The sequence below is a fragment of the Pantoea sp. ICBG 985 genome, from assembly GCF_002928365.1.
Lineage (GTDB): Bacteria > Pseudomonadota > Gammaproteobacteria > Enterobacterales > Enterobacteriaceae > Pantoea > Pantoea dispersa.
The window spans coordinates 81414-94600 of record NZ_POWM01000010.1; the positions used below are offsets into that span (position 1 = coordinate 81414).

12 protein-coding genes are annotated in these 13187 nt (G+C 59.4%); 4 read left to right on the forward strand and 8 right to left on the reverse strand.

The annotated features are described in order from the left end of the window. Positions 1–17: 17 nt before the first annotated feature. Genes garL through C1Y42_RS22180 form a run of 4 tightly spaced genes read right to left on the reverse strand, consistent with a single transcriptional unit; the run spans position 18 to position 4883 of the window. On the reverse strand, positions 18–785 hold the full coding sequence (gene garL / locus C1Y42_RS22165) for a 2-dehydro-3-deoxyglucarate aldolase (RefSeq protein ID WP_021507370.1): 768 nt from the start codon (positions 783–785) through the stop codon (positions 18–20). A 52-nt stretch (positions 786–837) separates the two neighbouring features. Next, complete coding sequence (gene gudD / locus C1Y42_RS22170; protein WP_058757045.1) at positions 838–2169, reverse strand: glucarate dehydratase; 1332 nt, start codon at positions 2167–2169, stop codon at positions 838–840. A gap of 10 nt (positions 2170–2179) precedes the next feature. Further along, on the reverse strand, positions 2180–3526 hold the full coding sequence (locus C1Y42_RS22175) for an enolase C-terminal domain-like protein (protein WP_104094368.1): 1347 nt from the start codon (positions 3524–3526) through the stop codon (positions 2180–2182). 10 nt (positions 3527–3536) lie between these two features. After that, a complete protein-coding gene (locus C1Y42_RS22180) occupies positions 3537–4883 on the reverse strand; it encodes an MFS transporter (RefSeq protein WP_058771607.1) in 1347 nt (448 codons plus the stop codon). Positions 4884–5390: 507 nt separating this feature from the next. Between C1Y42_RS22180 and garD the strand changes: the two genes are divergently transcribed. Beyond that, on the forward strand, positions 5391–6950 hold the full coding sequence (gene garD, locus C1Y42_RS22185) for a galactarate dehydratase (protein ID WP_058757048.1): 1560 nt from the start codon (positions 5391–5393) through the stop codon (positions 6948–6950). Positions 6951–7083: 133 nt separating this feature from the next. On the opposite strand, the gene C1Y42_RS22190 is transcribed toward garD, so the two are convergent. From C1Y42_RS22190 to syd, 4 genes are all read right to left on the reverse strand, one after another. Further along, complete coding sequence (locus C1Y42_RS22190; protein ID WP_021507375.1) at positions 7084–7530, reverse strand: flavodoxin; 447 nt, start codon at positions 7528–7530, stop codon at positions 7084–7086. 12 nt (positions 7531–7542) lie between these two features. Further along, complete coding sequence (gene truC, locus C1Y42_RS22195; RefSeq protein WP_104094369.1) at positions 7543–8322, reverse strand: tRNA pseudouridine(65) synthase TruC; 780 nt, start codon at positions 8320–8322, stop codon at positions 7543–7545. Next, positions 8322–8648, reverse strand: coding sequence for a YqcC family protein (locus C1Y42_RS22200; RefSeq protein ID WP_021507377.1), 327 nt, complete (start codon positions 8646–8648; stop codon positions 8322–8324). Before C1Y42_RS22200 ends, truC begins: the two co-directional genes overlap by 1 nt. Positions 8649–9236: 588 nt before the next feature. Continuing rightward, complete coding sequence (gene syd, locus C1Y42_RS22205) at positions 9237–9785, reverse strand: SecY-interacting protein (protein WP_059010890.1); 549 nt, start codon at positions 9783–9785, stop codon at positions 9237–9239. A gap of 62 nt (positions 9786–9847) precedes the next feature. Between syd and queF the strand changes: the two genes are divergently transcribed. The 3 genes from queF (at position 9848) to xni (ending at position 13050) form a co-directional block, all read left to right on the forward strand. Continuing rightward, positions 9848–10693 carry an NADPH-dependent 7-cyano-7-deazaguanine reductase QueF gene (gene queF, locus C1Y42_RS22210; RefSeq protein ID WP_058757052.1) on the forward strand — a complete coding sequence of 282 codons (846 nt, stop codon included), beginning with the start codon at positions 9848–9850 and terminating at the stop codon, positions 10691–10693. 186 nt (positions 10694–10879) lie between these two features. Further along, positions 10880–12244, forward strand: coding sequence for a nucleotide 5'-monophosphate nucleosidase PpnN (gene ppnN / locus C1Y42_RS22215; RefSeq protein WP_021507381.1), 1365 nt, complete (start codon positions 10880–10882; stop codon positions 12242–12244). Between the two features lie 38 nt (positions 12245–12282). Beyond that, positions 12283–13050: a flap endonuclease Xni gene (gene xni / locus C1Y42_RS22220; protein ID WP_104094370.1), complete on the forward strand. Its 768-nt coding sequence runs from the start codon at positions 12283–12285 to the stop codon at positions 13048–13050. The last annotated feature ends 137 nt before the right edge of the window (positions 13051–13187 follow it).

The window sequence follows — 13187 nt, forward strand, 5'->3', positions numbered from 1 at the left end:
CCTTTCCCCTTCGTCAGTTACTGCTTAAATTTGTCGCACAGCGCCTGCGTGGCGTGGCGGAAAACACCCAAATCGCTGCCGACGGCAACAAAGCTGGCACCCCATTCGAGATAACGGCGTGCGTCAGCCTCCACCGGCGCCAGAATCCCGCTCGGCTTACCGGCGGCTTTGGCGCGCTCAAGGATGTAACGGATCACTTTCAGCACTTCCGGATGCGCCGGCTGGCCGAGATAGCCCAGCGCCGCTGACAGATCGCCCGGGCCGACAAAGATGCCGTCTACACCGTCAACCGCCGCGATGGCGTCAATGTTGTCCACCGCCTGCTGGGTTTCGATTTGCACCAGCACGGTGATGTTGTCATTGATGGTGGCGTTGTAGTCCGCCAGCGTGCCGTACATGTTGCTGCGATGCGAAACTGACACGCCGCGAATACCGGCTGGCGGATAGCGGGTCGATGCCACCGCGCGCGCCGCCTCTTCTGCGGTTTCCACAAACGGAATCAGGAAGTTATAGAAGCCAATATCCAGCAGACGCTTGATGATGATCGGCTCATTGCACGGCGGTCGCACCACCGGCGCGCTCGGGCTGCCTTTCAGCGCCATCAGCTGCGGAATAAAGGTGGTGATGTCGTTCGGCGCGTGTTCGCCGTCCAGCACCAGCCAGTCAAAGCCCGCCAGCCCCAGCACTTCCGTGGTGAGAGGATTGGCAAGGGCGCACCAGCTGCCAATCAGGGTTTCCCCTGCCAGCAAACGACGACGAAAAGGGTTGGGCCAGGCATTGCTCATGATCTTTACTCCTGTTATTTAGCACCGCCGCCCGCGGGCGGGCGGAATAAAATCAGCGCACCAGGCACGGACGCTTGTTATCAAATGTCCAGTTCGGCACGAGGAACTGCATCGCCTGCGCATCGTCGCGCGCGCCCAGTCCATGCTGCTGATACAGCGCATGGGCCTGCATCACCTGATCCATGTCCAGTTCGACACCGAGACCCGGCTTCTGCGGCACCTGCACCATGCCGCCCTTGATCTGCAACGGCTCTTTGGTCAGGCGCTGGTTGCCCTCCTGCCAGATCCAGTGGGTGTCGATGGCGGTAATGGCGCCCGGTGCGGCGGCGGCCACATGGGTGAACATCGCCAGCGAAACATCGAAATGGTTGTTGGAGTGCGAACCCCAGGTCAGGCCGAAGTCATGACACATCTGCGCCACGCGCACCGAGCCCTGCATGGTCCAGAAGTGCGGATCGGCCAGCGGAATATCGACCGACTGCAGCGACAGCGTGTGGCCCATCTGACGCCAGTCGGTGGCGATCATATTGGTGGCGGTAGGCAGACCGGTGGCGCGCCGGAACTCGGCCATCACTTCACGTCCGGAGTAACCCTGTTCAGCGCCGCACGGATCTTCTGCATAAGCCAGCACGCCTTTCAGCTGTTTACCGAGCAGGATGGCCTCATTCAGCGACCAGGCGCCGTTGGGATCGAGCGTCACGCGCGCCTGCGGGAAACGCTTCGCCAGTGCGGTTACTGCTTCGGCCTCTTCACCGCCGCGCAGTACGCCGCCTTTCAGTTTGAAATCGTTAAAGCCATATTTTTCGTAGGCGGCTTCTGCCAGGCGCACCACCGCGTCCGGCGTCAGCGCTTCCTCATGCCGCAGGCGATACCAGTCGCACGGATCATCGGTCTGGCTCTGATACGGCAGTGACGTTTTGCGGCGATCGCCGACGTAAAACAGGTAGCCGAGCATCTCGACGCGGTCACGCTGCTGTCCTTCGCCCAGCAGCGACGCCACGTTGACGCCAAGATGCTGGCCGAGCAGATCCAGCAGCGCCGCTTCGATGCCGGTCACCACGTGAATGGTGGTGCGCAGGTCAAAGGTCTGATTGCCGCGCCCGCTGGCATCGCGATCGGCAAAGGTAGTGCGCACCAGGGTAAGGATATTTTTGTACTCGCCGACGGTTTTTCCGGTCACCAGCGCCGCCGCGTCTTCCAGCGTCTGACGGATTTTCTCGCCGCCGGGGATCTCGCCCACGCCCGTGTGGCCGGCGTTATCTTTCACAATCACGATATTGCGGGTAAAAAACGGCGCGTGGGCACCGCTCAGATTCAGCAGCATGCTGTCGTAACCGGCCACCGGAATGACCTGCATTGATGTAATTTTCGGGGTGTGACTCATTTCCTGCTCCTTATGCATGGCGGCGTCCAAAAGCCGGACGCTTGCGGTCGAACGACCATCCGGGAACCAGATATTGCATTGCCGTGGCGTCATTACGTGCGCCTGCCGGCAGCGATTGATACAGGGCGTTAGCCTGGCGCAGGCGATCCCAGTCCAGCTCAACGCCGAGGCCGGGCTTGTCCGGCACGGCAATTTTGCCGTTGCGGATCTGCAGCGGCTCTTTAGTCAGACGCTGGTCGCCCTCCTGCCAAATCCAGTGGGTATCGATGGCGGTCGGTTTACCCGGTGCCGCTGCGCCGACGTGGGTAAACATCGCCAGCGAAATGTCGAAGTGATTATTGGAGTGGCAGCCCCAGGTCAGCCCCCACTCATCACACAGCTGCGCCACGCGTACCGCGCCGCTCAGCGTCCAGAAGTGCGGGTCGGCCAGCGGAATATCGACCGCGTTGAGCATCACCGCGTGGTTCATCTCCCGCCAGTTGGTGGCGATCATATTGGTGGCGACCGGCAGACCGGTGGCGCGGCGAAACTCGGCCATGACTTCGCGCCCGGAATATCCCTGCTCGGCACCGCACGGATCTTCGGCATAGGTCAGCACCTCGTGCAGGCCTTTGCACAGCGCGATGGCTTCATCCAGATGCCAGGCACCGTTGGGATCGACGGTGATGCGCGCGTCCGGGAAACGCTGCTTCAGTGCCACCGCCGAGGCAATCTCCTGCTCGCCCGGCAGCACGCCGCCTTTCAGTTTGAAATCTTTGAAGCCGTACCTGTCCTGCGCCGCTTCGGCTAAGCGCACCACCGCGTCTGGCGTCAGCGCCTCCTGATGGCGCAGGTGATACCAGTCGTGACCGGCCGCGTCGCCGCTCTGATACGGCAAATCAGTTTTACGCCGATCGCCAATGTAAAACAGGTAGCCCAGCACCGTGACCTCATCGCGCTGCTGACCCGGCCCCAGCAGTTCGGCCACTGGCACGCCGAGGCACTGGCCGAGCAGGTCGAGCAGCGCCGCTTCCAGCGCCGCCACCGCATTGACCCGCAGCTCAAACGTCCAGGCGCCGTTGCCGAAGGTATCGAAATCCGCCGACTGGTTACCTTTGTGCACCTGCTGCACCAGCCGGTTCATGCGCGCCACCTGCTGCCCTTTCACCTGCGGTATTGCCGCGACCAGCGTCTCATAGATGGTTTCACCGCCCGGCGCTTCGCCGACGCCGGTGTGGCCGGCGCTGTCGGTCAGCACCACGATATTGCGGGTGAAGCAGGCGCTGTGCGCGCCGCCGATGTTGAGCAGCATGCTGTCGTAACCCGCCACCGGAACCACCTGCATGTCGGTAATCACCGGGGAACTTTGCGTATTCATATTCGGTTCCTTATGACCGGGGTTTGAGTTCGACACGTTTGATATCGCCGGTTATCACCAGGAAGCTGAACGCCGCCACAAACGCATGGATGCCGACATAAATCAGCGCCCCTTCAAACGAACCGCTGGTGGCGATGATGTAACCAATGGCAATCGGCGTGACGATGCCAGAGAAGTTACCGAACATATTGAACAGACCGCCGCTCAGGCCGCTGATCTCTTTGGGTGCGGTATCGGCCATCACCGCCCAGCCCAGCGCGCCAATGCCTTTACCAAAGAACGCCAGCGCCATAAACAGCACCACTACCCATTCGGTTTCGGTGTAGTTACACATCACCATGCTGATGGAGAGCAGCATACCGATGACAATCGGGGTTTTACGCGCGATGTTTAGCGAGCCGGTTTTACGCATCAGATAATCTGAAATCACGCCGCCCAGCACGCCGCCGAGGAAGCCGCAGATGGCGGGAATCGAGGCGATCATGCCGGCTTTAAGAATCGACATGCCGCGCGCCTGCACCAGATACACCGGGAACCAGGTAATAAAGAAATAGGTCAGGGCGTTAACGCAGTACTGACCGAGATAGATCCCCCACATCATGCGGGTGGAGAGCAGTTGCTTAATTTGGAACCATTTCTCATCCCAGCTCACTTTACGCTCGGCTTTCTTCGCATCCATGTTGATCAGCGCACCGCCCTGCTCCATGTACTCCAGCTCGGCTTTGTTCACGCCAGGGTGATCGTTCGGGTCATGAATCACTTTCAGCCAGATAAAGCTGAGAATGATGCCCAGCCCGCCCATGAACCAGAACACGTGCGCCCAGCCCACCTCGGCCACCAGCCAGCCCATGATCGGTGCGAAAATCACCGTGGCGAAGTACTGGGCGGAGTTAAAGATGGCGACGGCGGTACCGCGCTCCTGCGCCGGGAACCAGGCAGCAACAATACGGCTGTTACCCGGGAAAGACGGCGCTTCCGCCAGTCCCACCATGAAGCGCAGCAGGAACAGCGACACCACAATGCCGAAGCCGCTAAAGATGTCGACAAAGCCCTGTAGCAGGGTAAACAGCGACCACAGGAAGATGCTCCAGAAATAGACGCGTTTGGAGCCGAAGCGGTCCAGCAGCCAGCCGCCAGGAATCTGACCAATAACGTACGCCCACGAGAAGGCGGAGAAGATGTAGCCGAGGCCGACGGAATCGAGACCGATCTCCTTCGACATCGCCGAACCGGCAATCGAAATGGTGGCCCGGTCACCGTAGTTGAACGAGGTGACGATAAATAACATCACCACAATCCAGTAACGGGCGTTGGTGCGCTTCTGCACCGCTGCCGCTGTCTGGCTGTAACTATTCATGATGCACTCCTGAAATATAGCGAACGCTACATTCACTCTGACTGCATACACATCGCGTTGGGTATCAGAATGATGTTGGGTTAAACACGGCGATTGTTGTTATGGCAAAACGATGATGCGTCGTGACGAATAACCAAACGTTGAAGAACGGCAATCAGTATAGGAACAGCATCGCCGCGAAACACTGGAGGAACGCCCGAGGATAATCCCCAATCCGGCACGATTTTCTGGCATTTGCCCATAACGCTGCGGCGTGGCTCACGGAACCCGCCATTCAGCCGCCAGATTGCTGCAAAAGCGAACAGCAAGCGTACGCTTTGTGAGGCTCTTCACTTGCGTTTGGTAAAACGAACCAAACTGCGCGCCGATCGCGGCACAAAGCCAGTCAGTTGCACAATGCGCGGGTGAATACCCCTGCTTATACTGAGGCTGGCAAATAACGATGATGTGACGGACGTGATTTCAACCGCACCGCTATGACCGGTGCGACGAACCGGAAGGTGAGCAATGAACCGACCTCTGACAGACAAACCGCGCTACATTAAAGTGCACGACGCCGATAACGTGGCGATAGTGGTCAACGATCAGGGATTGCCCGCAGGCAGCCGCTTTGATGACGGTCTGCAGCTGACTGAGCATGTGCCGCAGGGGCACAAAGTGGCACTGAGCGATATCGCCCTGCATGGCGACATCGTGCGTTACGGTGAAGTGATTGGCACAGCGCTGCGCCCGATTGCGCGTGGCAGCTGGATTGAGGAGTCACTGGTGGCGCTGCCCGCCGCCCCGCCGCTGGCCAGCCTGCCGCTGGCAACCAACGTGCCGCCGCCCCTGCCGCCGCTGGACGGCTACACCTTTGAAGGCTATCGCAACGCCGACGGCAGCGTCGGCACGCGCAATCTGCTCGGCATCACCACCAGCGTGCACTGCGTGGCGGGCGTGGTGGATTATGTGGTGCAGCTGATTGAGCGCGATTTGCTACCGCGCTATAGCAACGTCGATGGCGTGGTGGCGCTCAACCATTTATATGGCTGCGGCGTGGCGATCAACGCACCGGCGGCGGTGGTGCCGATTCGCACCATTCACAATCTTGCGCTGAATCCTAATTTTGGCGGCGAAGTGATGGTGGTGAGCCTCGGCTGCGAAAAATTACAGCCGGAGCGCCTGCTGACCGGTACACCGGACGTACAGGCCATTTCGCTGGATGAGCGCGATATCGTGCGCCTGCAGGATGAGCGTCACGTGGGCTTTGGCGCGATGGTCGATGAAATTCTGCAGGTGGCCGAGCGCCATCTGAAAAAACTCAACCAGCGTCAGCGCGAAACCTGCCCGGCGTCAGCGCTGGTGGTCGGCACCCAGTGCGGCGGCAGTGATGCGTTTTCCGGCGTGACGGCCAACCCGGCGGTTGGCTTTGCCTCGGATCTGCTGGTGCGCTGTGGTGCGACGGTGATGTTCTCGGAAGTGACCGAGGTACGCGATGCGATCCATCTGCTGACGCCGCGTGTGGTAAACGAAGCGGTGGGCAAACGGCTGCTGGAGGAGATGGCGTGGTACGACGATTATCTGAGCCAGGGGCAAACCGACCGCAGCGCGAATCCGTCGCCGGGCAATAAAAAAGGCGGCCTGGCCAATGTGGTAGAAAAAGCGCTGGGCTCAATTGCCAAATCCGGCCGCAGCCCGATTGTCGAAGTGCTGTCACCCGGACAGCGCCCGACGCAGCGCGGGCTGATTTACGCCGCCACGCCGGCCAGCGATTTTGTCTGTGGCACCCAGCAGATGGCTTCCGGCATTACGCTGCAGGTGTTCACCACCGGGCGCGGCACGCCTTACGGTCTGGCGGCAATTCCGGTGATCAAAATGGCGACGCGCAGCGCGCTGGCGAACCGCTGGCATGACCTGATGGACATCAATGCCGGCACCATCGCGACGGGTGAAGAGAGTATTGAACAGGTCGGCTGGCGGCTGTTCGAGCTGATTCTGGATATCGCCAGCGGACGTAAACAGACGTGGTCAGATCGCTGGGGAATACGTAACCAGCTGGCAGTATTCAATCCGGCACCGGTGACGTGATGTGCGCAAACCTGGCGGAAGAGGAAGCTGTTCGGGTGAACCATTAAGTTTCATCCCTGCAGCCCCCGCGCACAGGCTGTTCCCTCTCCCGCCAGCGGGAGAGGGTTAGGGTGAGGGCGTGAACCAGGCCAAACTACAACAACTTACCCCAGCTCTCCACCCACGGCGTGGTCACTGACTCGGGCTCCGGATTTTCCGTCGCATCCACCAGCAGCACCTCGCCAATACGCTGCGCCTGCTGCTCCTGCAGCGTGGCATCAAAAGTCTTTCCAGCCCCGCAGAAATGGTCGTAACTGCTGTCGCCTAAAGCGATCACGCCATAGCGCAGCTCAGGCTGATAGCCCAGTTCATCGCGCACCTGCACATACAGCCGCGCGATATTGTCCGGAAAATCGCCCTGCCCGGTGGTCGAGGTAACAATTAACGCGACCTCTTTGCTGTAAGCCTGCCAGTCGGCCAGTGAGGGATCTTCAAACACCTTCACCTCATGCCCCTGCGCTTCCAGCACCGGCTGCGCCTCTTCGGCAACCAGCAGCGCGTTGCCGTACACCGTACCTGTAAAAATGCCAATCTTTGCCATTTTGCCGCTCCTTTATTCTGTCGGCTTATCCTGGACTGCCTCAGCGGCAAACTCAACCCTCGGCACCTCGGGCAGTTGCTGCTGCCAGCCAAACGATTGCAGCATCTGCTGCCAGACGCGATCCAGCCCGGCGCGAATCACCAGCGGTTCGCCGGTCACCGGATGCGTTAGCGTCAGCGCACTGGCGTGTAGCATCAGTCGATCCATGCCAAAGTGGGCTGCGGCACCGCGGTTCTGCCGCAGATCGCCGTGCGAGCTGTCACCAATAATCGGATGACGCAGGTGCGCCATATGGCGTCGCAGCTGATGCTTGCGCCCGGTGTGCGGCGACAGCTCAACCAGCGTATAACGTGCGCTGGGGTACTTGCCGATAGTCACCGGCAGTTCTGCCTGCGCCAGCGCGCGATAATCGGTGACTGCCGGCTGCGGCGCGCGCGGTTCCGTGACAAACTTGTCGGCAATTTTATCCAGCTCTTCCACCAGCGGATAATCCAGCGTTGCGCTACCGTCCAGCCAGCCGCGCACCACTGCGTGATAGGTCTTCTGAATCTGATGCTGCTCAAACTGCTGCGCCAGCAGCCGCCCGATTTCGCTGGAGAGCCCCATCAACAGCACGCCAGACGTGGGCCGATCGAGGCGATGCGCGGTAAATACGTGCTGACCAATCTGATCGCGCACCGTCTGCATCACCACCACTTTCTCTTTGCGATCGAGCCAGCTGCGGTGCACCAGCCAGCCCGCCGGTTTATTTACCGCAACCAGCCATGCATCCTGATAAATGATCTCCAGCATCAGACGTCCGGCGGCGCAAACAGCGCATCAAGCTGGCTGAGCGTCAGCAGCAGCGCTGCATGGCCCGGCGTGGTGGGCGGCAGGGCCATCTCATAATAAGGTGTAACGGCGAAGTTTTGCGGCAGCGCGGCGCCGGCGTCAAGCAGCGCCTGCATGCGCGGCAGCAGGACCCACTGCAGCCATTCGAGCGGCTGCAGGGTATCGAGACAGAAAGGTTGCGTGCTATTAAAGGCTTCCGCCGCCGGGGCGTGCGTCTGCCAGTGGCCGTGTTCGCGCATCACCGCTTCGACCTGCTGCAGCCGCTGAATAATCAGGTGCGTCGACATACGCTACCTCCGCGTCAAAAAGGGGCGGCAAGCATATCATTAGTGGGTGCGCGCGCAAAAACGGCATAAAAAAAGGGAGCACTGTGATTACAGTGCTCCCGGTTCGTTTGCAGCATTCCCGCCACCGCTGTGCTCCCTGCTCATCCTTGACAACTGTTCCTGCGCTTTCCGTCGCCTGTCATCGTGACATTGGTCCTTAGCATCCTGGCCCGCCACATCCCGCGTGGCTCTCATTCTCCATCCTGGAGGTGTCCTTTACTCACTCCGGAGTGTCCTGCTTCATCCTGAAGCCTTCCCTGTGACGTAAACTCCGTTACGTTCCTGCCGCCTGGCTGACATTCTCCTGAACGTCTCTCAATCCGTGGCTTCCTGCCAGTGGTGACTATTCTGGCAGAAACCATCGCAATAACAAGTCAGTAAGCGCCGTTAAACGATTAAGCCATGTCTGTATTTTCGGATTGATGCCATAACTGCATGATTCACAATATTTTTACATTGCGGACTTCCGGAAGTCTGCGCAATGATCTGGCGATCTCGCACAACAGTTGTGAGAGATCTCTTACAAAGGCTGCGAGAAAAGTCTGCAACTCACGAACTAACCGGTTGTAAAGCATTAAGAAATGTCTGAATATCCACCGCCAGTTTCTGCCGTTTTTTCGTTCCCGGCTGCTCCACAATCACCTCACCGGTCAGATTACACACCGCGATAACATCCTGCTCCGAATCTGTAGTGGCGATAAACAGCGTCGGGCTCTGTTTCAGACGGCGCTTCATCACCAGATGACCAATCAGGTTCTCCTGCAGGCGGGTAAAATCGTCCTCGCTCCACACCTGCAGCAGCGTCAGCGGCTGCTGTGCAAACTGCGCGTGCATGTCGCCGGCAAATTGCGTGGTGTAGAACGTGGTGAGGTCCGGCTGCAGCTGAATATCCAGTGCGCGCTCAACGGCTGCCAGCGAGGCTGGCAGGGTAAAGTCCTGCGGCTGCCACAGGACACGCTCATCCAGTTCACTGATAATGCAGGGCGACGGCACGCCGTACAGCTCTGCGCTGGCGGGAAAATGGCCGTGCTGCTGCTGCCAGTGCGCTACATAACGGGCGGTAAAATCGCGCAGGGCCTCTGCGGTTTGCTGCATCATTCATCTTCTCGCTGGTGATCGGTTACACTGACTCCCTTTGATGGATTTTAGTGGTAACCGTTATGTCTTCTGAAAACCGGGATACGGCGCTGAGCGGCCTGACTTTGGGTAAGCCCACCGCGTATGTTGATCGCTACGATAACACGCTGCTGCAGGCGGTGCCGCGCAGCCTGAATCGCGAGCCGCTCGGGCTTTATCCCGATAACCTGCCGTTCCACGGCGCAGATATCTGGACGCTGTATGAACTCTCCTGGCTAAACAGCAAAGGCGTGCCGCAGGTCGCGGTCGGCGAAGTGGTGCTAAGCGCCGACAGCGTGAATCTGATCGAGTCCAAAAGCTTCAAACTCTATCTTAACAGCTTTAACCAGACGATTTTCGCCGACTGGGGCGCCGTACGGCAAACGCTGGAGCGCGATCTCAGCGCCTGCGCTAACGGCCAGGTCAGCGTGGCGCTGTTTCGTCTGAGCGAAGTGGAAGGTCAGCCGATCGGGCACTTCGCTGGCGATGTCATTGACGAGCAGGATATCACCATCAGCGATTACGGCTTTAACGCTGATTACCTCGCCAGCGCAACGGGCAGCGAAGTGGTTGAAGAGACGCTGGTCAGCCATCTGCTGAAATCGAACTGTCTGATCACCAATCAGCCGGACTGGGGCTCGGTGATGATTCGCTATCAGGGCCCGCGTATCGATCGCGAAGCGCTGCTGCGCTATCTGATTTCGTTCCGCCAGCACAATGAGTTTCACGAGCAGTGCGTCGAGCGTATTTTTAACGATATTCAGCGCTTTTGTCAGCCAGCAGCATTAACCGTCTACGCGCGCTACACGCGGCGCGGCGGGCTGGATATCAATCCGTGGCGCAGCAATGTCCCCTTCACGCCGGGCTACTCCCGCCTGGTGCGCCAGTAACAGATTGCGAGATGTCTCGCAGGCCGCCGCACGGATGCGCGGTTCCACTTGAGCATTCGCGGCCGACAACGGTACTCTGGTACAGGCGCGAGGGCGACAGCGTGCTTACCGAAGGATTTTCGTCACTGCGCTCAACGGGTTAAGCGCAGCGTCATCAGTCACGCATTTGCGTGTAAAGGAGTTCTCTTGATTACACATATCAGCCCGCTTGGCTCAATGGATCTGCTCTCCCAGCTGGAAGTCGACATGCTGAAGCGTACTGCCAGCAGCGATCTCTACCAGCTGTTTCGCAACTGCTCGCTGGCGGTACTCAACTCCGGCAGCCAGACCGACAGTAGCCACGAACTGCTTTCCCGCTTCGAAAACTTTGACATCAACGTGCTGCGCCGCGAGCGCGGCGTGAAACTGGAGCTGATCAACCCGCCGGAAGAGGCGTTTGTTGACGGCCGGATTATCCGTTCGCTGCAGGCGAACCTGTTTGCCGTACTGCGCGACATTCTGTTTGTTAACGGTCAGCTCTCGGCGGCGGATCGTTTACAAAATCAGGACGTCACCGACTCCGCGCACATCACCAATCAGGTGTTCTCTATTCTGCGCAACGCACGCGCGCTGCACGTGGGCGAATATCCCAACACTGTGGTGTGCTGGGGCGGTCACTCCATCAACGCGGTCGAATATCAATATTGCCGCAATGTCGGGACCCAGATGGGCCTGCGCGAACTGAACATCTGTACCGGCTGTGGTCCGGGCGTGATGGAAGCGCCGATGAAAGGGGCAGCGGTAGGCCATGCACAGCAGCGCTATCACGACAGCCGGTTTATCGGCCTGACCGAACCGTCGATCATCGCTGCGGAGCCACCTAACCCGCTGGTGAATGAACTGATCATCATGCCGGATATCGAAAAGCGTCTGGAAGCCTTTGTGCGCATCGCGCACGGCATCGTGATCTTCCCGGGCGGCGTCGGCACGGCAGAAGAGCTGTTGTATCTGCTGGGCATTCTGATGAATCCGCAGAACAGCGACCAGGTCCTGCCGCTGATCCTCACCGGGCCAAAAGAGAGCGCCGATTACTTCCGCGTGCTGGATGATTTCATCGTTAATACGCTGGGTGAAGCCGCGCGCCGGCATTACAAAATCATCATTGATGATGCTGCGGAAGTGGCGCGTCTGATGAAGAAAGCCATGCCGCAGGTGAAAGAGTACCGCCGCGAAACCGGCGATGCCTACAGCTTCAACTGGTCGATTCGCATTGCACCGGATCTGCAGGTGCCGTTCCTGCCGACCCACGAAAATATGGCCAACCTCAAGCTGTTCCCGAATCAGCCAGCGGAAAAACTGGCGGCGGATCTGCGGCGTGCCTTCTCGGGCATCGTGGCCGGTAACGTCAAAGAGATGGGGATCCGCGAAATCCGGGAAAAAGGTCCGTATCAGCTGCAAGGCGATGCCGATCTGATGCACCGCATGGACGAACTGCTGCAGGGCTTCGTCGCGCAGCAGCGCATGAAGCTGCCCGGCAGCGCTTACATCCCCTGCTACGAAATCATCAAATAACCCATCAGGAAGGCAGCCTGCGGGCTGCCGGTATCACTATGTCGCTTCATCTGCTTATTATCGACGCGCTCAATCTGATCCGCCGCCTGCATGCGGTGCAGGGTTCGCCCTGTCGTGAGGCCTGCGTGGCGGCGCTGCATCAGCTGCTGGGTCACACGCGGCCAACGCACGTGGTGGCGGTGTTTGACAGCCATGACCGACAGCCTGGCTGGCGTCATCAGTTATTGCCGGACTACAAAGCGGGTCGCCCGCCGATGCCGGATGATTTACAGCAGGAGATGGCCTCGCTGCAGGCGGCCTTTGAGGCCAGCGGTGTCAGATGCTGGGTTGCCGAACAGGATGAAGCGGACGATCTGGCCGCGACGCTGGCAGTGAAGATGGCCGACGCCGGTCATCAGGCCACCATCGTTTCCACCGATAAAGGTTACTGCCAGCTGCTGGCGCCGAGCATCCGCATCCGCGATTATTTTCAAAAGCGCTGGCTGGACGTGCCATTTATCGAACAGGAGTTCGGCGTCGCGCCGGCCCAGCTGGCGGATTACTGGGGCTTATGCGGTATCAGCAGCAGCAAAATTCCAGGCGTGCCCGGCATCGGGCCGAAAAGCGCACGGGAACTGCTGCTGCAGTTTGGTTCGCTCGAGGCGCTGTATCAGCAGCTGGATCAGGTACCTGAGAAGTGGCAGAAGAAGTTACGCGATCACCGCGCGATCGCGGAGGTGTGCCGACAGGTGTCAACGCTGAAGCGGGATTTGGTGTTGCAGGGGAATTTAAATACGCTGCGGTATCAGGGTCCGGCGCGTCATTGAGGTCGCCATGAATGGCGCCCCTTATATCCCGATCATTCTCCTCCGGGTATGATGATCCCCGACTGATCATCGGGAAGTTGCTGGTGAGATGGGGGCGCCCCCTGGGCATAAAGCCTGCTTCGTAGATTCATCCCCGG

What these genes read in the sequence shown, in the direction of transcription:
- C1Y42_RS22190 (WP_021507375.1), bottom strand. Translation starts at nt 7,530, where the DNA reads ATGGCAAAGATTGGCATTTTTACAGGTACGGTGTACGGCAACGCGCTG.
- gudD (WP_058757045.1), bottom strand. Translation starts at nt 2,169, where the DNA reads ATGAGTCACACCCCGAAAATTACATCAATGCAGGTCATTCCGGTGGCC.
- garD (WP_058757048.1), top strand. Translation starts at nt 5,391, where the DNA reads ATGAACCGACCTCTGACAGACAAACCGCGCTACATTAAAGTGCACGAC.
- garL (WP_021507370.1), bottom strand. Translation starts at nt 785, where the DNA reads ATGAGCAATGCCTGGCCCAACCCTTTTCGTCGTCGTTTGCTGGCAGGG.
- C1Y42_RS22180 (WP_058771607.1), bottom strand. Translation starts at nt 4,883, where the DNA reads ATGAATAGTTACAGCCAGACAGCGGCAGCGGTGCAGAAGCGCACCAAC.
- C1Y42_RS22200 (WP_021507377.1), bottom strand. Translation starts at nt 8,648, where the DNA reads ATGTCGACGCACCTGATTATTCAGCGGCTGCAGCAGGTCGAAGCGGTG.
- syd (WP_059010890.1), bottom strand. Translation starts at nt 9,785, where the DNA reads ATGATGCAGCAAACCGCAGAGGCCCTGCGCGATTTTACCGCCCGTTAT.
- xni (WP_104094370.1), top strand. Translation starts at nt 12,283, where the DNA reads ATGTCGCTTCATCTGCTTATTATCGACGCGCTCAATCTGATCCGCCGC.
- queF (WP_058757052.1), top strand. Translation starts at nt 9,848, where the DNA reads ATGTCTTCTGAAAACCGGGATACGGCGCTGAGCGGCCTGACTTTGGGT.
- truC (WP_104094369.1), bottom strand. Translation starts at nt 8,322, where the DNA reads ATGCTGGAGATCATTTATCAGGATGCATGGCTGGTTGCGGTAAATAAA.
- C1Y42_RS22175 (WP_104094368.1), bottom strand. Translation starts at nt 3,526, where the DNA reads ATGAATACGCAAAGTTCCCCGGTGATTACCGACATGCAGGTGGTTCCG.